Annotated in this window: 17 protein-coding genes; 11 read left to right on the forward strand and 6 right to left on the reverse strand. The window is 61.4% G+C overall.

The genetic code is table 11. The features are described 5' to 3' along the window. Nucleotides 1-220: 220 nt before the first annotated feature. Nucleotides 221-1,612 carry an aminotransferase-like domain-containing protein gene (locus KHO30_RS22630; protein ID WP_211702392.1) on the reverse strand — a complete coding sequence of 464 codons (1,392 nt, stop codon included), beginning with the start codon at nt 1,610-1,612 and terminating at the stop codon, nt 221-223. A gap of 347 nt (nt 1,613-1,959) precedes the next feature. On the opposite strand from KHO30_RS22630, the gene KHO30_RS22635 reads away from it, so the two are divergent. From KHO30_RS22635 to KHO30_RS22670, 8 genes are read left to right on the forward strand one after another with little or no spacing between them, the layout of a single operon-like run. Continuing rightward, entirely contained in the window at nt 1,960-2,442 is a 483-nt protein-coding gene (locus KHO30_RS22635; protein ID WP_054040483.1) for an MSMEG_0572/Sll0783 family nitrogen starvation response protein, read from the forward strand. Nucleotides 2,443-2,461: 19 nt separating this feature from the next. Next, the gene (locus KHO30_RS22640) at nt 2,462-3,496 is read left to right on the forward strand and encodes a Nit6803 family nitrilase (protein ID WP_211702422.1); all 1,035 of its coding nucleotides are present in this window, start codon (nt 2,462-2,464) and stop codon (nt 3,494-3,496) included. After that, the gene (locus KHO30_RS22645; RefSeq protein ID WP_200618950.1) at nt 3,489-4,559 is read left to right on the forward strand and encodes an MSMEG_0568 family radical SAM protein; all 1,071 of its coding nucleotides are present in this window, start codon (nt 3,489-3,491) and stop codon (nt 4,557-4,559) included. The genes KHO30_RS22640 and KHO30_RS22645 overlap by 8 nt, the downstream gene beginning before the upstream one ends. 2 nt (nt 4,560-4,561) lie before the next feature. Then, nucleotides 4,562-5,161, forward strand: a complete 600-nt coding sequence (locus KHO30_RS22650; RefSeq protein ID WP_211702393.1) for an MSMEG_0567/Sll0786 family nitrogen starvation N-acetyltransferase — start codon at nt 4,562-4,564, stop codon at nt 5,159-5,161. Continuing rightward, a complete protein-coding gene (locus KHO30_RS22655; protein ID WP_211702394.1) occupies nt 5,158-6,144 on the forward strand; it encodes a sll0787 family AIR synthase-like protein in 987 nt (328 codons plus the stop codon). Before KHO30_RS22650 ends, KHO30_RS22655 begins: the two co-directional genes overlap by 4 nt. Beyond that, a complete protein-coding gene (locus KHO30_RS22660; protein WP_211702395.1) occupies nt 6,141-7,316 on the forward strand; it encodes an MSMEG_0565 family glycosyltransferase in 1,176 nt (391 codons plus the stop codon). The genes KHO30_RS22655 and KHO30_RS22660 overlap by 4 nt, the downstream gene beginning before the upstream one ends. A 17-nt stretch (nt 7,317-7,333) precedes the next feature. Next, nucleotides 7,334-7,618, forward strand: a complete 285-nt coding sequence (locus KHO30_RS22665; protein ID WP_093643161.1) for an MSMEG_0570 family nitrogen starvation response protein — start codon at nt 7,334-7,336, stop codon at nt 7,616-7,618. Nucleotides 7,619-7,644: 26 nt separating this feature from the next. Continuing rightward, nucleotides 7,645-8,934, forward strand: a complete 1,290-nt coding sequence (locus KHO30_RS22670; protein ID WP_211702396.1) for an MSMEG_0569 family flavin-dependent oxidoreductase — start codon at nt 7,645-7,647, stop codon at nt 8,932-8,934. Between the two features lie 105 nt (nt 8,935-9,039). Here KHO30_RS22670 and KHO30_RS22675 read toward each other — a convergent pair whose 3' ends face one another. The 4 genes from KHO30_RS22675 to KHO30_RS22690 form a co-directional block, all read right to left on the reverse strand. Beyond that, complete coding sequence (locus tag KHO30_RS22675; RefSeq protein WP_200618889.1) at nt 9,040-11,151, reverse strand: phosphocholine-specific phospholipase C; 2,112 nt, start codon at nt 11,149-11,151, stop codon at nt 9,040-9,042. Between the two features lie 75 nt (nt 11,152-11,226). Beyond that, on the reverse strand, nt 11,227-11,550 hold the full coding sequence (locus tag KHO30_RS22680; RefSeq protein WP_211702397.1) for a hypothetical protein: 324 nt from the start codon (nt 11,548-11,550) through the stop codon (nt 11,227-11,229). A gap of 137 nt (nt 11,551-11,687) precedes the next feature. Beyond that, complete coding sequence (locus KHO30_RS22685; RefSeq protein WP_054040495.1) at nt 11,688-12,149, reverse strand: RidA family protein; 462 nt, start codon at nt 12,147-12,149, stop codon at nt 11,688-11,690. 104 nt (nt 12,150-12,253) lie between these two features. Next, a complete protein-coding gene (locus KHO30_RS22690; RefSeq protein ID WP_200618887.1) occupies nt 12,254-13,117 on the reverse strand; it encodes an IclR family transcriptional regulator in 864 nt (287 codons plus the stop codon). Between the two features lie 118 nt (nt 13,118-13,235). On the opposite strand from KHO30_RS22690, the gene KHO30_RS22695 reads away from it, so the two are divergent. The 3 genes from KHO30_RS22695 to KHO30_RS22705 all read left to right on the forward strand — a co-directional run bounded on the left by KHO30_RS22695 (nt 13,236) and on the right by KHO30_RS22705 (nt 17,166). Beyond that, nucleotides 13,236-14,438 carry an aminotransferase class V-fold PLP-dependent enzyme gene (locus tag KHO30_RS22695; protein ID WP_211702398.1) on the forward strand — a complete coding sequence of 401 codons (1,203 nt, stop codon included), beginning with the start codon at nt 13,236-13,238 and terminating at the stop codon, nt 14,436-14,438. A 158-nt stretch (nt 14,439-14,596) separates the two neighbouring features. Next, nucleotides 14,597-15,715: a porin gene (locus KHO30_RS22700; RefSeq protein WP_482053587.1), complete on the forward strand. Its 1,119-nt coding sequence runs from the start codon at nt 14,597-14,599 to the stop codon at nt 15,713-15,715. 80 nt (nt 15,716-15,795) lie between these two features. Beyond that, on the forward strand, nt 15,796-17,166 hold the full coding sequence (locus tag KHO30_RS22705) for a GntT/GntP/DsdX family permease (RefSeq protein ID WP_175051262.1): 1,371 nt from the start codon (nt 15,796-15,798) through the stop codon (nt 17,164-17,166). 56 nt (nt 17,167-17,222) lie between these two features. Here the strand turns inward: KHO30_RS22705 and KHO30_RS22710 are convergent, their stop codons facing one another. Continuing rightward, on the reverse strand, nt 17,223-18,101 hold the full coding sequence (locus KHO30_RS22710; RefSeq protein ID WP_093643137.1) for a prohibitin family protein: 879 nt from the start codon (nt 18,099-18,101) through the stop codon (nt 17,223-17,225). Nucleotides 18,102-18,459: the final 358 nt, after the last annotated feature.

Below are 18,459 nucleotides of genomic sequence, written 5' to 3' on the forward strand. Positions count from 1 at the left end.
CGGCGCCGGCAGTGGGGACTTGAGCAGGTAATGCTTTCAGTTTCTGACGGCGGCCGGCAACGCCGCTCGTGGCGGCGCGGCGCGATGCTACACACTTTTTCGCGGGCTGCGGGGTTTTCAATGGATGCCGAAACAGCGCCCTGGCAGTGAGTTGCAGGCGCTGTATTCGTATGACGATAACGCCGGAGATGACGCTATATACCGATGCGCACAGATGGTTTCACATCACCGGAGAATGCAGATGATGCGGATGATCGAGTGTCTCACCCACGATGCGCAGTGCCTCTTCGCATTCGTCGCGCGTTTTTGAACCACCGAGGCACACACGCATTGCGTTCGGCGGATTGCCGTCGGTGGAAAACGCCGCTCCTGCAACGGCGGCAATGCCCTGGTTGCGCAGTTGCAATGCGAGTTCGGATGCACTCCAGCCGCTTTCGGCCGGCACCGGCAACCACAAATGAAAGCCATCCGCGTGCGCTTCGTAAGGCCACGCTTCGAGCATGCGCGATGCAATCGCCTGGCGTGCGCGCGATTCATTGCGGATTGCGTTGAGCATATCGAGCGCGGTGCCGTCGACGATCCATTGTGTTGCGAGCGTGACGGTGAACGGACTCGCCATCACTGTTGTCGCGCGCAACGCGCCGGCGAGTCGCTGCGTTTGCCGGGCAGTCGGTGCGTGCAGATGCGCCACTCGCAGACCGGCGCCGAGACTTTTCGATAAACCCGTTACGTAGTAGGTCAGTTCGGGAGCGAAGCTTGCGAGCGCATCGGGCGCACTCTGCGGCAGCATTGCATAGGCATCGTCTTCGATGATCGGAACGCTGTAGCGCAACGCGACATCGGCGAGTGCCTCGCGCCGTTTGTGCGTGAGCGTCAACGTGCTTGGATTCTGCAGCGTCGGATTGCAATAGAACGCGCTCGGCTTGTCGGTCTTGCAGAGCGCTTCGAAGGCGTGCGCGAGCGGGCCTTCGTCGTCGCGCGGCAGGGCCTGCAGACGCACGCCGAGTTGGGCGGCAATGGCCTTGATGCCGGGGTAAGCCAGCGTGTCGAGACAGATCGTGCCGCCGGGCCGCGCCAACTGCGAGACGAGCGCCACCAGCGCGCTATGAATGCCGGGGCACACCAGCACGTTCTGCGCGTCGCAATGCGGCACGCGACGCTTCAGCCATTCTGCGCCCGCGTCCTTGTCGGCAGCCGAGCCGCCGAAGTCCTGATAGCGCAGCAATTGATACGGATCGCTGCCGCTCATCAGGCGCGCTGCCGAATCGCGCAAACGGGCCGCGAAATCGGGCGGCTCGGGTGGCGTATTCATCGACATCTCGATGCTGCTGCCGCTGGCGAGCGGCAAGGTGGCGGTTCGACCACGCACGAAAGTGCCGCTGCCCGCGCGCGAATCCAGCAGGCCGCGCTTGCGCGCTTCCGCATACGCGCGCGCCACGGTCGTGTAGTTCAGCGCGAGTTCTTCCGCCAGATCGCGCAGTCCCGGCAAGCGGTCGCGTGGACGCAGGCGGCCGGTGGCGAGATCTTCTTCGATCAGATCGGGAATCGCGAGGTAGGCCGGCTTGCGGGTCTCGGCGAGGCGTTTGATCCAGTGATGTGTTGGGCTGCTCATTTGTAGCCTTCGGCTGGGGGTGAAGTTCATTGATCGCATCCAGATGCGATCAATGATCGGATTGATCGTCTGTGGTGAATGAGTGCACCACGCCGACTCGTCCCGGCAGGAAATTCGCACTTGGCTGGTGCGATATCGCGGGAGTGGGAACTCTTGCCCGCGACGCCCCGGCTGTATGCAAGCTTCACGCCTAAAAATTTTTCGAGTCGCATGTCGAATCGAGGCGGAATTGATTGCTGATTGATCGCATTGGCATGACCGATCAATGGCACGGCCGTTGCATTGAGAGAAGCGCGCACGGATTGAGCGCGCCATCTTTCACTTAGCAACCCTGATCGGAGAGTGTCATGCCAGCCGTCAATAAACCGCTGCATCAGAAAGGCGATTACCTTGTCGACTACGAAGAGAAAGTCTTCGAAGACGTGAAGGCCGAACCAGGCGAGAAGGCACTCGTCACGTTTCATACGGTCGCGTTCGAGGGGTCGATCGGTTTCGTCAATCTGTTGCAAGCCACGCGCTTGCAACGCAAAGGCTTCGAGACGTCGGTGCTCCTTTACGGGCCGGGCGTCACGCTCGGTCTGCAACGCGGCTTTCCAACGCTCGGCGACGAAGCGTTCCCCGGCCACCTGAACTTCAACAAGCAACTGATGAAGTTCATGGAAGAGGGCGGCAAGGTGTACGCCTGCCGCTTCGCGCTGCAAGCCTTGTACGGGCACGGCGAAGCGTCGCTGATCGAAGGTATTCGCCCGATCAGTCCGCTCGACGTGCTCGATATCCAGCTGCTTCATCGCAAGGACAACGCGCTGATCATCCACACGTGGACGGTTTGACGAGAGGCGGGTGACCACTATGTCCGACAAACGCATCGTGCGTGCCGCCGCGGTCCAGATCGCACCGGACTTCGAGCGCAGCGGCGGCACCCTCGAGAAGGTATGCGAGGCCATCGAGAAAGCTGCGCGCGAAGGCGTGCAACTGATCGTATTCCCCGAAACCTTCGTGCCGTACTACCCGTACTTTTCTTTCGTGCGTCCACCGGTTGCTTCCGGCGCCGATCACATGAAGCTCTACGAGGAAGCCGTGATCGTGCCGGGCCCGGTGACGCAAGCGGTGGCCGAGCAGGCGCGTTTGCATCGGATGGTGGTGGTGCTCGGCGTCAATGAGCGCGATCACGGCAGCCTCTACAACACGCAGTTGATCTTCGACGTGGACGGCCAACTGGTGCTCAAACGTCGCAAGATCACGCCGACGTTTCATGAACGGATGATCTGGGGGCAGGGCGATGCGGCCGGCCTGAAGGTCGCGCAAACGGCGGTGGCGCGTGTCGGCGCGCTCGCGTGCTGGGAGCATTACAACCCGCTCGCGCGCTATGCGTTGATGACGCAGCACGAGGAGATTCATTGCAGCCAGTTTCCCGGGTCACTGGTGGGACCGATCTTCGCCGATCAGATCGAAGTGACGATCCGGCATCACGCACTGGAGTCGGGCTGTTTCGTGGTCAATGCAACGGGCTGGCTGAGCGAAGTGCAGATTGCCTCGGTCACACCCGATACGAATTTGCAGAAGGCGCTGCGTGGCGGCTGCAACACCGCGATCGTGTCGCCGGAAGGACAGCATCTGGCGCAGCCGCTTCGTGAAGGCGAAGGCATGGTGATCGCCGATCTCGACATGGCCTTGATCACCAAGCGCAAACGCATGATGGATTCGGTCGGCCACTACGCGCGGCCGGAATTGCTGAGTCTTGCGATCAACCGGCGGCCGGCGGAAACCGTCGCGCCGATGCCGGCCTGGTCCAGTGCTTCGAGCACGGGTTTCAATTCAAACGAGGGATGGCGCGATGAGCTCCAGCGAGACACTGTCGGCAGCGAGCCGGCAATTGATGACTGAATTGCAGTCGGCTGGTTTGCGGCTCGTGTCTCCGGATGCGGGCGCGGCGAGCCGGCGCGGCGGCGCAGGACCATCGGACCACAAGGCTGTGACGGTGGACGGCGTGACGATCATGGTGCCGGTGCATACGAGCACCGCCTGGCACTCGCCGTTCGTCGCACAGACGCCGGACGCAAACGGCTCGAGCGCCTTGCTGCGCGGCACGATCCCGATTGCCAATATCAGCTTTCCTAAAGCCCCGCGCTTTTACGGCATGCAGACGCTCGACGGCGTGCCTTACTCGCACATTGCCGCACTGCATAGTGCGGACGTGTTGGCCACGACGGTGCTACAAACCTGCATCCGCTACGAGAGTCGTCGCAAGAGTTGCAAGTTCTGTGCGATCGGGCAATCGCTCGCAGCAGGCCGCACGATTGCGCGCAAGACGCCGGAGCAATTGGCCGAAGTGGCGCGCGCGGCCGTATTGCTCGACGGCGTCAAGCATATGGTGCTGACCACCGGCACGCCGCCCACGTCCGATCGCGGCGCGCAGATTCTGTGCGAAAGCGCCTTCGCTATCAAAGCGGCGGTCGATCTGCCGATCCAGGCGCAATGCGAACCACCCGACGACGACCGCTGGTTCGCGCGCATGAAAGCGAGCGGCATCGATACGCTCGGCATGCATCTCGAAGTGGTGACGCCCGCGTTGCGCGAACGCATCATGCCAGGCAAGGCGAGCGTGCCGCTGGCGCGCTACATGGAAGCGTTCAAGGCGGCAGTTGCTGTGTTCGGACGCGGTCAGGTGAGTACGTACATACTCGCCGGTCTTGGTGATAGCGCGGAGGCCATTCTGTCCATGTCGCGCGAGTTGATCGAGCTTGGTGTCTATCCGTTCGTTGTGCCCTTCGTGCCGATCAGTGGGACGCCGCTCGAAGATCATCCCGCACCCACGCCTGAATTCATGAAGTCCGTTCTGCAACCGCTCGGCGCAATGCTGAACGTGGCCGCGATGCGCTCAAGCGATATCAAAGCCGGCTGCGGTAAATGCGGCGCGTGTTCGTCGTTGTCGTCGTACGAGGAGTGATCATGTTCGGTGAAGCGATCGCGGGCGAGGCACTGGAAGGCGACGCGGGTTTCGCGCCTTATGCGCCGAGCGAATTCCGGATCAAGTGGACGACGCTGGATTGGGAAGCCGATGAAGCGTACAAGTTGCGGCGCGCGGTGTTCTGCATCGAGCAGGGCATTTTTGTTGGCGACGATCGCGACGATATCGACACGCACGCGCAGCAACTGGTGGCAGTGAGCTGTGTTGCCGGCATGCCGGAGCAGGTGGTCGGCACGGTGCGGATTCATCGCGATGAGGGCAGCGTGTGGTTCGGTTCACGTCTGGCCGTGCATGCCGCGTTTCGCCGCTACGGAAAAGTCGGCGCGACGCTGATTCGTCTCGCCGTGAGCAGTGCCCATGCGCTCGGCTGCGAGACTTTTCTCGCCCATGTGCAGAGCCAGAACGTGCCGCTCTTTTGCGCAATGCATTGGGACGTGCTTGCAGAGGAAACGTTGTTGGGCCGGCCGCATCATCTGATGCAGGCGCAACTGGATTGGTATCCGCCATGCGTGACGCCGTATAGCGGCTTCGTGACACATACTCAACCGCACCGCGCAGCTTCCGCACGGAGCGCGGCATGACAAGCGTGGCCGATCTCGTCGCCAGCCTGCGCGAAAGTCGCGGGTTTCGGCACAAGACGGATATCGTCGACGTGGTCGGCTCACTCGCCCGGCGTTTGCCTGGTGGCACGCAGGACCTCGCTCAGGCTGTTGCACTTGGCGACGATTGCGCGGCCATTGCCGATGGCGATGGCTACCTGTTGTTCGCGATCGAAGGCATGGTCAGCGATTTCGTGAGCGCTATGCCGTGGTTCGCCGGCTACAGCAGCGTGATGGTCAACATCAGCGATATCTACGCGATGGGCGGACGGCCGCTGGCGGTGGTCGATGCGCTATGGAGTCGAGGCATCGGCGCCGCCGAGGAGGTGCTCGCCGGCATGGCGGCGGCCTCCGTTGCTTATGGCGTACCGCTAGTCGGCGGTCATACGAATACGCGCAGCGATGCGGCGCAACTGGCGGTGTCGATCGTGGGGCGCGCGAAAGCGCTCTTGTCGAGCTTCAATGCGAAGCCTGGTGACCGCTTGATGATGGCCGTCGATCTGCGCGGGCACTTCGAGGAACCGTATCCGTTCTGGAATGCGTCGGTGGGTGCGCCGCCTGAACGTTTGAGAACGGATCTCGAACTGCTTCCGCGGCTGGCGGAAAGTGGCCTATGCGACGCGGCGAAGGACATCAGCATGGCCGGCACACTCGGCACGGCGCTGATGCTTCTCGAGTGTTCACGAGTGGGTGCGCGAATCAATCTCGAGCGTATTCCGAAGCCTGCTGACGTCCCCTTGGAGCGTTGGGTCACCGCTTTTCCGAGCTTCGGCTATCTGCTATCGGTTCGAGAAGATCAGGTGGACGCCGTGCAGGCGCAGTTCGATTCGCGTTCGCTCGCTTGCGCGGTGATCGGTTCGGTCGATGCGACGTGTGAGGTGGTTTTGCGTCACCACGATGAGCCGGCGGTGTTGTGGGATTTTAATCGCGAGCCGTTCATGATCGCGAAGGACGGTTTGCGATGAACCCGTTGCGTATCGCGTTGCTGACGCATTCTGTCAATCCGCGTGGCGGGGTTGTGCATACGCTTGAACTGGCGACCGCGTTGACCGCGCTCGGTCATGAGGTGACCGTGTTTGCGCCGGCTGCGCCGGGCGAGACGCTGTTTCGCCTGCCGCCATGCCGCGTGGTCTATGCGCCGATCACGCTATCGCAGACCAGCACGGTTGCCATGGTGGAGGCGCGTATCCATGCATTCAAGCAGACCTTGATGGAACACGACGCGTGGTCGTTTGATGTCTTGCACGCGCAGGACAGTATCAGCGGCAACGCACTCGCGGAACTGAGAGCGCAAGGACTCATTCGTGGTTTCATGCGCACCGTTCATCACCTGGATCATTTCGACGATCCCCGGCTTGCTGCATGGCAGCGGCGGGCGTACGAGGATACGGAGCAAGTGTTGTGTGTCAGCGATACATGGACGCGAGAGATGCGTTCGACTTTCGGTATTGCGGCGCTGACGGTGCCGAACGGTGTCGACATCGCACGTTTCACGCCTGACGAAGATGCGCACGATGCGCAGATCAGGCAGCGCTTAGGCATTGATGGCCGCCCGATCGTCCTTTCAGTGGGCGGAATCGAGGCGCGCAAGAACACACTTGCACTGCTCGAAGCATTCGAGTTGGTGCTGCGCACGTTGCCGGGCGCGCAACTTGTGATTGCCGGCGGCGCGAGCCTCCTCAACCATGACGCCTACGCTCGCGGCGTGCTTAAGCGAGCGGCGGAGCTGGGGCTTTCGATTGGCCCGGACGAAAGCGTGGTCGTCACCGGGCCGCTCGAAGACGCTGCCATGCCCGCACTCTTTCGCAGCGCAGACGTGTTGTCGATGGTGTCGTTGCGCGAGGGCTTCGGTCTGGTGGTGCTGGAGGCGCTTGCTAGTGGCACGCCGGTGGTTGCCTCGGCAATCGCGCCGTTCACCGAGTATCTCGACGACTCCACGTGTTACTGGGCGAATCCGACCGATGTCGAGTCGATAGCGGCGGCGTTGCTACGTGCTCTCGGCGGCAGCGGTAGTCGAATTGATTTCGAGCAGGCCGTGCCCAGGTTACTCGCACGCTTTAGTTGGGCCGCAAGCGCGCGGCGTCACGTCGACGTGTACCGCCAATTGCTGGCAGCGCGCGCATTAGCTATTCATTGATCAATTGAGGATTTGCGATGCCTGTCATGCACTTTCGGATTCAGTGGCCCGATGGCGATGAAGCGAACTGTTATTCGCCGTCGCTCGTCATTGGTGATTTCTTCAAACCTGGCGAGGCCTATGCGCTGGACGACTTCGTCGAACGTTCGCGGCAGGCGTTGGGTATCGCTTCGGAGCGCGTGCGCGAGAAGTACGGCTTTGCCTGCTCGGCGGCGATGGATCAGCTCGCGCAGATCGAACGCGAAGCCGAGCGTTTTCGCGATCGACCCGAAGCGACCGTCAAGGTTATCGAATTCAGCTAGGCGCTTATTTTTGCAGAGGACGCATCATGTCGAATCCAACCCATCCTGGGCGCGCTGACGGGCATTACAGCGTGCTCGTCATCGGCGGCGGGCAGGCGGGCCTGTCGGTCAGCTATTACCTCAAGCAGGCCGGCATCGACCATCTGGTTGTGGAAAAGAACACGGTGACGCATACGTGGCGGCAGCAACGCTGGGACGCGTTCTGTCTCGTGACGCCGAACTGGCAGTGTGCGTTGCCCGGTTACCCCTACCTGGGAGACGATCCGCACGGGTTCATGAAGAAGGACGAGATCATCGGCTATCTCGACGGTTTCATCGCGCACGTCGAAGCACCGGTGATCGAGCACGCGGAAGTCAAACGCGTGAAGCAGCGCGACGACGGCGTCTATGCGATCGTGACCACGCAAGGCGATTTCACAGCGGATCAGGTCGTGGTCGCCTCGGGTGGCTATCACACGCCGATCGTGCCGCGTCTCGCCGAGCGCTTGCCCGCAAGCATCGTGCAGTTGCAATCGTCAGCGTATCGGAATCCAGAGACCTTGCCCGACGGCGCGGTCATGGTAGTGGGCACGGGGCAATCCGGCGCGCAGATCGCGGAAGACCTGCATTTGGCCGGACGCAAGGTTGTGCTCGCGGTCGGCGAGGCGCCACGCTGTGCGCGTTTCTATCGGGGACGTGACGTGGTCGATTGGCTCGCCGACATGCAGTATTACGACATGCCGGTGGAAAAGCATCCCCTGCGCGAAGGCGTGCGGGACAACACCAATCACTATGTGACCGGCCGCGACGGCGGACGTGACATCGATCTGCGCAAGTTCGCCGCTGAAGGCATGGAGCTATACGGCAGGCTCGACGACCTGTGCGACGGGCAATTCCATTTCGCCCCGACGCTCGCCGCCAATCTCGACGCCGCGGATGACACGTACAACCGGATCAACGCGAGCATTGACGGTTTCATTGAAAAGCATGGCATCGACGCACCGGTGGGTGAAGTCTACGAACCCGTCTGGAGACCAGCCGAAGAACGTACGACACTTGATCTCCACACTAGCGGCATTTCGGCAATTATCTGGTGCATCGGTTTTACTCCCGACTTTAGCTGGCTCGACGCGCCGGTGTTCAACGGTCGCGGTTATCCGGCGCATGTCCGTGGCATTACACCGATCGACGGTTTGTATTTCGTCGGTTTGCCGTGGCTGCATACATGGGGATCGGGGCGCTTCTCGGGCGTGGCGCGTGATGCGGAGTTCGTCGTACAGGCGATTCGAGAGAAAATGCGCGAGCGTGAGTCGGTGAGGTCGGCTGTGGCGGCTTGAGATTAAGGCTTACACATCAAGACGCGAAGACAAAAAAGCGGCCGCTGCTTTTTATCGCAGCGGCCGCTTCTTTTCGTACGGACTGAATCGAAACCGAACTGAAGCTTAGCTCCCCAGCGCCGGATCGCTCATGCTGCTCCGGCCGGTTTCCACGTGTCCGGCGAAGCGTCGTGCGAACGACGGATCCGTGTCGACGGTGATCACAAGGTCGTACCAGCCGTATGCGTTACGCAGATCGAGGTACAGCTGTTCAGTATCGCCGCCGCGCACCGAATGCTTGACCACGTTGTGCGCGTCATAGGCATTGACGATGGTGAACTGGCAGCGCGCGCTGCCCACATTTTCCAGTCGCAATTGCAGATTGCCGTTGGCGACGTCGTAGCCTTCGGCGACTTCCGGCCGTGCAATGTCGGAGCCGTGCCACCAGCTTCTTGCGACCGGCTTGCCCGCGAAGCGGCGCAGAAAGCCGTTCGGGCCGTACACCGTGTAATCGTACGTGCCGTCGATATTCAACGGCAGTTGATCCTGCAACCGCTTGCCGGCTTCAACCGTGTAGGTGAGCGGCGCAGCGAGACCATTGGCTGCATAGACGAGAAACACGGCGCCCGCGCGGCCCGAATTGACGAAACGCATCGTCAGCTTGTTCTCCGCGCCTTCACCGTGCACGCGTACGAACAGTTCGTACGGCAGCGCGCGCGCCGGGCGCACGCCGGGTTCCTGCTTCGGCACGGCTTGTACGAGCGGCGGCAGCGGTACATAGTCCGGATGACGATTCTGATCGGGCGGCACATAGCCGGCCGTGCTCGGCAGAGTCGGGAACGCGTCGTTCGGGGTGCTGAAGTTGAACGCCGACATCAGATCGCCGCACACTGCACGACGCCACGGTGTGATGTTCGATTCGCCGAGATTATGCTGCTGGCCGAAGCGCTTTTCGATAAAGCGGATCACCGACGTATGGTCGAACAGTTCCGAGCACACGTAGCCGCCTTTCGACCACGGCGAGACCACCAGCATCGGCACACGCGGTCCGAGTCCATACGGACCCGCCGGCGTGCTGCCGCTGCCCGCATAGTTTTCATTGCTGGTGTCGACGGTCGACAAGCCGTTTGCGCTCGATGCCGGCGCGAACGGCGGCGCCATATGATCGAAGAAGCCGTCGTTTTCGTCGTAATTGATCAGCAGTACCGTCTTGCTCCACACCTCAGGATTCGACGTGAGAATCTGCAGAACCTGATCGACGTACCACGCACCGTAGTTCGACGGCCAGTTCGGGTGCTCGGAATACGCTTCCGGCGCGACGATCCACGAGACTTGCGGCAGCGCGTTGTTCTGCACGTCGCGCTTGAGGATGTCGAAGTAGCCGTCGCCATTCGCCACGTTCGTACCGGTACGGGCATTGTCGTACAGCGGGTTGCCCGGTTGCGCGTTGCGGTACTGGTTGAAGTAGAGCAGCGAGTTATCGCCGTAGTTGCCGATGTACGGATTCTGCGTCCAGCCCCACGAGCCGCTGGCGTTGAGTCCTGTACCCATGTCCTGATAGATCTTCCAGGTGATGCCGGCGTTCTGCAGCACTTCCGGATATGTTGACCAGCCGTAGCCGAGTTCCGAGTTGTCGATCACCGGGCCGCCACCGTTGCCGTCGTTGCCGACCCAGCCGCTCCACATGTAGTAACGGTTCGGGTCGGTCGGGCCCATCAGCGAGCAGTGATACGCGTCGCAGATCGTGAAGGCGTCGGCGAGTTGATAGTGAAACGGAATGTCGTCGCGCGTGAGGTAGGCCATCGTCGTGGTGCCCTTGGACGGCACCCATTGATCGTAGCGGCCGCCGTTCCATGCAGCGTGCGTGCTGGTCCAGTCGTGCGCGAGATCTTGCAGGAATTGCAGACCGAGGTTTGGCGCGGTGGGGCGGAACGGCAACACATAGCCGACATCCGCGGCGAGCGGCTGGTACCAGACCGGCTTGCCGTTGGGCAGGTTGATCGCGCGCGTGTCGCCGAAACCGCGTACGCCCTTGAGCGTGCCGAAGTAGTGGTCGAACGAGCGGTTTTCCTGCATCAGCACGACGATATGCTCGACGTCGCGGATCGTGCCGGTCTTATTGTTGGCTGGAATGGCGAGGGCGTTGCGAATGCCCAGCGGCAACATGCTCAACGCGGTGGCGGAACCGGCGGCGTGCGCGGCGGAGCGCAGAAAATCACGGCGATTTTTTGAAGTCATGGTTTTGGCTTTCGATCTTCATAAGAGGAACGAGCCATGCGGCGCGTGAGCCACGCGCCGCATGGGGCGCGGAACTCAATCTACGGTGTGGATGACGGGTGTAGCGAGCGGCGTCGAAGCGGCAGCGGACAGCGCCGCGTCGGCGCTTGATGCGGGCAGTGCTGGGGTTTGAATCGTGACTGCGGGTAACGCTGGTGAAGCGGAAGAAGGATTCGCTGACAGAACCTGTGAAGCGCCGCCGTTATCGCCGGCGCCGTCGGTAGAATGGGTGGTGCCCGTGTCCGGTGCGGGATCGTCGTTGCCGCAAGCGCCGAGCAGCATGCAGAGCGACACGGCGGCCAGTGCGCCCACCAAACGTTTGCGATAGAAGGCAATGGACGGCTTCGACACAACAGACATGGCAATGTCTCCGGCACGGGGAGGATGCGCCAGGGCATCCACGCGCCCAGGTCAGCGATGCGCAAGAATAGTCGCTTACCTGTGTAACTTTTGTGAAGATGTGGAAATTTGGGTATTTGTTGAGAATTGGGCGTCGGTCAATCCTGGATCGCGACGATCGCCTCGATCTCGACGGTAATATTGCCCGGCAGGGAGCCCACGCCGACCGCCGAGCGGGAATGCCGACCGGCATCGCCGAATACATCGACGAAAAGATCCGAGCAGCCGTTGATCACGCGCGGATGCTCGGTGAAATCCGGCGCCGCGTTGACCATGCCAAGCAGCTTGACGACCTGCTTCACGCGCCGTAAATCGCCCAGTTCGTTATGCAGCACGGCAAGCAGATTCAGGCCGACCATCTGAGCGTGCCGGTACGCTTCGTCCGCACTGACGGTGGCGCCGACCTTGCCGGTCATCAGCGAGCCGGATTCGTCGAGCGGACCCTGGCCGGATAGGAACAGCAGATTGCCCTCGCGCGTGCAGTGCGTGAAATTGCCGATCGGCGTCGGCACTTGCGGGAGCTTGAGGCCGCGCGTGTGCAGCCGGTCGTAGCAGTTCATCGGTGGGGAAGTGATGGTGAGCGGTCTTTAAGGAGTCAGCGTTGCGCGCGGGTTTGGAGTTCATGCTTCTTTAATGCTTCTTCGTGCTTCGGGCCCGGGCGGCCTTACGCCGCCGGGTCCTGCTCGCGATGCCGCCAGCCGAGGCGCGCTTCGATCCGGGCGGCCACCGCCTGCACAGCTTGTGCGAACCGTTCGGTGCCAAGCTCGGCTTTCGCCTCGGGCATCACGATCGAAATCGTGAAAACGCACGCGCCGGTGTTGTCGAGCACGGGCGCCGCGAGACACGCCACGGACGCATCCGATTCGCCGATCTGAATCGACAGCCGCGCCTCCAGCGCCTCGCGGGCAATCTGCGCGAGCACTTGCGGCCGGGTTTCCGCGCGACCGGTAGGCGAGCTTTGCGCGTGCTGCGCAAAAAACGCGACCCGTTCGGCATCCGGCAGGTGCCCGACGAGCAAGCGTCCCGACGCGGTCCAATTGAGCGGCACGCGGCTGCCCACTCGCGAGGTCACACGGAAGTGGCCCGGCCCTTCGGCCATTTGCTGGACGACCATCATGCCGTCTTCGAGTCCGCAGACCTGCACGGTTTCTTCGACTTCGGCGGAGAGCCGCTGCATTTCTTCATGAGCGACCGCGAGGTAGTCGAGCGAGCTGGCGTACGTCAAACCGTAACCGTACAGACGCGAGCCGAGCCAGATCGTGCCGTCCATGCGCCGCGCCAATAGGTTCTTCTCGACCAGATCGTTGATGATCGAATACACGGTGGACAGCGGCGCGCCGACCATGCGCGCGACTTCATACGCGGTGGCCGGGCGGTTTGCCTGCTGGAGCGCGTCGAGAATCTGCACGGCGCGCTCGATCGCGCTGGTGCGCGTGCGCGGCGCGGCAGTTTCAGCCTGTGCTTCGGTGCTGGCTGAAGGCGCCGCGGGTACTGCTTCGGACGCGGAAGGTCGGGACGTGCGAGCCATCGTGCTCCTCTGACGCGAGATGTTTTTGTCCAGTTGACGCAGGGTGATTGTATGCTAGACTGATCCGCAATTACAACATATATTCCATAATTAAGAAATACCCGGTCGGAGGCGCTTCATGGACATTCGCTCTCGCTTTGGCTTACGCCCTGTCATCAATGCTTCAGGCACGATGACGAGTCTGGGCGCGTCCATCGTTAGCGCGCCGGTAATCGACGCGGTGGCGCAGGTGCTGCCGCAATTCGTCGAGATCGACGATCTGCAACGCAGAGCCTCAGCGGCGATTGCCGAGGCGTGCGGCAGCGAAGCCGGGTATATCACCGCGTCGTGCTCGGCGGCGATCACGCTTTGCATCGCCGCGACCATGACGGGCGATGACCACGGCCTGATCGAACGGCTGCCCGATACGAGCGCCCTGCAGCGCAACGAAGTCGTGATTCAAACCGGTCACCTCGTCAATTATGGCGCACCGGTGGACCAGGCGATCCGTTTGTCCGGCGCGCGCGTCGTGCCGGTGGGTGCGGCAACCGAAGCGCACGGCTACCAGTTGAATACCGGCATCACCGAACGCACGGCTGCGGCGCTTTACGTGGTTTCGCATCATACGGTGCAATTCGGCATGATCCCGCTCGAAGAATTCATTGCGGTTGCGCACGCGAAGGGTGTGCCTGTGATCGTCGACGCGGCTTCCGAATACGACCTCAAACGCTTTATCGAAGCCGGCGCTGATTTTGCGCTTTATTCGGCGCACAAATTTCTCGGTGGGCTGACCGCCGGCATCGTCGCGGGTAATAAAACGCTGGTACGTGCCGCGTATTTCCAGAACGGCGGCATTGGCCGCGGCATGAAAGTCGGCAAGGAAGGCATTGTGGGCGCGATTACCGCGCTCGAACAATGGCAGCAGCGCGACCATGTCGCGGTTCGCGCTCGCGAACGCGGCTATCTCACGCTGTGGCGCGAGACCTTGAATCGTTGCGACGGCGTCTGGGCTGAGATCGACGCCGATCCGACCGGCAATCCGCTCGATCGTCTGAAACTGCATATCGATCCCCGGCAGGCCCGTATCACTGCGTGGGACCTCGCCGATGCGCTCGCGCGGCCACCCGAAGGCGAGGCGCCGGTGATCGTGCGTGATCATGAAGCGGAACTGCATTTCTTTTTCATCGACCCGTGCAATCTGCACCCGGGCGAAGAGCAGACCGTACTGGCGCGGCTGACTGCCGAGCTCGAGCGCGCACGACAGTCGCCCGAACCCGTGGTTACGCCGTTTTACCAGCGCGACGCGCGCCGCATTGCGGCGCGCCGTAATTGGCCGGGTTGATTCTCTCCCGGTTCATATCGATTGATCGATGACCGTTGTTTGACCGTAGCGCCGGATTTAATTCCGGTGCCGCTTTGACTTGCCCGCTTAGTACTACTCATATCGCCGGAACACCATTGTGTGACCGGCGTTCGCTTTTCTTTCGACTTGAGGAAACCATGATGCACAAGCAGATTCTTCGTACGGCCATCGCTTTCGCTGCCGCCGGACTCGCCGCGCAGGCCGCCCACGCACAAAGCAGCGTGACGCTGTACGGCATTGTCGATGCCGGCTTTACCTTCACCAATAATCAGAAGGGTGAGAAGGCTTATCAGGCGACGCAGGGTAATGTGCAGGGCTCGCGTTGGGGCCTGCTCGGCAGCGAAGATCTGGGCGGCGGCAACAAGGTTCTGTTCAAGCTCGAAAACGGCTTCAGCCTGGAGAGTGGCGCAGCCGGTCAGGGCGGCCGCATCTTTGGCCGTAGCGCATGGGTGGCGCTCTCCAACAGCAAGGCCGGTACGATCACGCTCGGCCGTCAGTACAACAGCGTGCAGGACTATCTGTCGAACATGCAGATCAATGGCGTCGGCGCGATGAGCCAGTACGGCAACGCGATCTACGACAACGACGATATCAACAACACGTACCGCACCAACAATGCGGTCAAGTACACCACGCCGACCTATGCGGGTTTCACCGCGAACGCAATGTACGCGTTCTCGAATACGGCGGGTGAGTTCGCCAACAATCGCGCATGGAGCGTCGGCGCCGATTACGTGAACGGTCCGCTGCACCTGGACGCGGCGTACTCGCTGGTCAATCAGCCGGCTACCAGCACCGCGGGTGCGGCGCCGTCTGACAACTACTACAGCACCAGTTCGTCGATCATCAGCGGCGTGAAGCGCAACCAGGTGTGGGGCGCGGGCGGTTCGTACGTGTTCGGCCCGGCAACCGTCGCGCTGCTGTATACGAACTCGCAGTTCCAGTTGTTGAGCGGCGGCAGCCTGCGTTTCGCCAACTATGAGGCCAGCCTGAAGTATCAGTTCACGCCGGCCACGTTGCTCGCGCTCGGCTACATCTACACGACGCAGAACACCAGCGGCACCACAGCGACCAACGCTCACTACAACCAGCTGAGCGTGGGCGGCGAGTACTTCCTGTCGAAGACCACGGACCTCTACCTGAACGGCATCTACCAACGCGCGTCCGGTTCGCACGCATGGGTCGAAGGCATTTCGAATCCGTCGAGCAACAACGGCCAGTTCGTGACCGTCGCCGGCATCCGTCACAAGTTCTAAGTCTGTCGCCCGCGCCGCTGCGCATACAACATTCCGGCTAACGGAAGCTGCGGCGCGGCTCTTTCTCTTCAGGAGCACCTATGGCGACCGTTCAAGGAAGTCTGTTACTCGTCTATGCATTGATTGCCATCATCGCGCTGGTCGTGTTGATCGCGCGCTTCAAGATGAATCCGTTCATCACGTTGATGATGGTGTCGGTGGCGTTGGCACTCGCCGTCGGCATGCCGGCGACGTCGATTCTCAAGTCGTTCGAAACCGGCGTGGGCGGCACGCTCGGCCATATTGCCATCGTGGTTGGGCTCGGTACGATGCTCGGCAAGATGATGGCCGAATCGGGCGGTGCGGAACGTATCGCGCGTACGCTGATCGACTTGTTTGGGCCGAAGAACGTGCATTGGGCGATGATGTGCATCGCGTTCCTCGTCGGCCTGCCGGTGTTTTTTGAAGTCGGTTTCGTGCTGCTGATTCCGATTGCATTCAACGTCGCTCAGCGGACCGGTACGTCGATGATTCGCGTCGGCATTCCGATGGTGGCGGGTTTGTCCGTCGTGCACGGTCTGATTCCGCCACACCCGGCTGCGTTGCTCGCGGTCACGGCCTACAACGCGGATATCGGTCACACGATTTTCTACGCGCTGATTGTCGGCATTCCGACCGCGGCTGTGGCCGGCCCGCTGTTCTCGAAGCTGATCGCGCGCTTTGTCGTGCTCGACGGCTTTAACCCGATGGCGCAGCAGTTCATCGAACAGGACGCGAAGCGCTCGCATCAGGAACTGCCGGGCTTCGGCATCACGTTGTTGACGGTGCTGTTGCCGGTGTTGTTGATGCTGGTCGGCAGTTGGGCCGACGTGATTGTGCCGGCCAAATCGTCGATGAACAACGCGCTGCGTCTGATTGGCCATCCGGACATGGCTCTGTTGCTGGCCGTGCTGTTGAGCTTCTACACGTTCGGCAAGTCGCGTGGCTTTAATCGCGAGCAGATCCTCAAGTTCACCAACGAGTGTCTGGCGCCGACGGCAAGTATCACGCTGGTGGTGGGAGCGGGTGCGGGCTTCGGGCGCATCCTGATCGATAGCGGCGCGTCGAAGGCGATCGTCGATGTCGCGACGGGCGCGCACGTACCGCTGCTGATTCTCGCGTGGCTGGTGGCGGCGTTGATTCGTGTGGCGACGGGTTCGGCGACTGTGGCAATGGCAACGGCGGCCGGCATCATTGCACCGATCGCGGCAGCGGCGGTGGGTACGGCGGGCGGTGTGCGGCCCGAGTTGCTGGTGCTGGCCACCGGCGCGGGATCGCTGATTCTGTCGCACGTGAACGACGGCGGGTTCTGGCTGGTGAAGGAGTACTTCGGGATGACTGTGCCGCAAACCTTCAAGACGTGGACCGTTTGCGAAACGATCATTTCGGTCACGGCGCTCGTATTGACGTTGGGACTTTCGACCGTGATTTGAGCGGGGAGAGGTAGAAACGCCGCTGCCCATCCATCGGGCAGCGGCCACGTTGCGCCTTACTTCTCGATGTTCAGAAAAGGCAGCGGCGCACCGGCGCCCATATAGGTCGGCAGCTTGCCGTCCCAGCGATTGATCGCCTGCAACTGCAGATACTCCTGTCCGCCATTGGTCTTGACGGCCTGCGCCTGAATCGCGATCGATTCCGCTTCACCGCGTGCCTTGGCAATCTGCTGATCCGCTTCGAACTTCACGCGCGCGAGTTCGCGTTCGGCCTGTTCGGCGCGCTGACTGGCGGTGACCTTCGCCTCGATCGCCTGATCGAATGCGGCGCTGAACTTGAAGTTGGTGATGTTGATGTCCTGAATCAGAAAGCCGTAGCCTTTGAGCTTGGTGATCAGGCCGCTCATGATGTCGGTCGATACCTGCTGGCGCTTTGTGACGAGTTCTTCCGCGGTGTAGCGCGCGGCGACCGCCTTGAACACTTCGAACATCGCAGGCTGCACATACGACGCCTCATATTCGAGCGACGGCGCCATCGCAAACAGTGCGCGAACCTTGTTGGGATCGACGCGATAGTTCATCGTCAGGTCGGTATGCACCGACTGCAGGTCTTTCGATGCAGCTTGCGCGCCTTCTACCTTGGCGACGTCGAGTCCAATGAATACCTCATGCACGCGCGATACCGGGCTGACGAGGTGAGGGCCCTCGGACAGCGTGTCCGATTCGATATGCCCGAAGGTTGTGACTACGCCGATGCGCGATTGCGAGACCTGCGTAAAGCACGAAAACAGCATGCCGACAGCTACAACCAGGACGAATGTGATAACGCCGTAGCGCATTTGCGGCTCATGGTCTTTGCGCAGCGATTTAGAAGCGAATACAGCTGCCGCGCCGATAATGGCGGCGAAGAAAAGAACAACAATAATCTGGCCCATGTCGATGATCTTCAGGTGAGAGAACACAAAAGGAGAGAATGACCGGTTGGTTACACACGTCGTTCGACCGGCCTCATGCGGAGGTGAGACGGAAAGCGGAAAGAGCGTTTGGCGAATCTGAAATGGGAACGAACTGGCTGAGCCGCCCGACGCAGCGCGATGAGCGCACTCAATAGACCGTATGGCCGAGTGTTATCAAAGAACGCCAGTTTGTTCGTTTGCATTGAAGCGGTGCGAAATCATTAAGCGAATTTGTTGTTTTTTATGTTTCTGGCGATTAAAGAAATCAGCGAGGTTGTGGCGAAGTCTACAAGCATATTGAATGCTTGCGCAACGGTATCTTTTAGAGCGGGGGATT

Source organism: Paraburkholderia aspalathi (assembly GCF_905220735.1).
Lineage (GTDB): Bacteria > Pseudomonadota > Gammaproteobacteria > Burkholderiales > Burkholderiaceae > Paraburkholderia > Paraburkholderia aspalathi.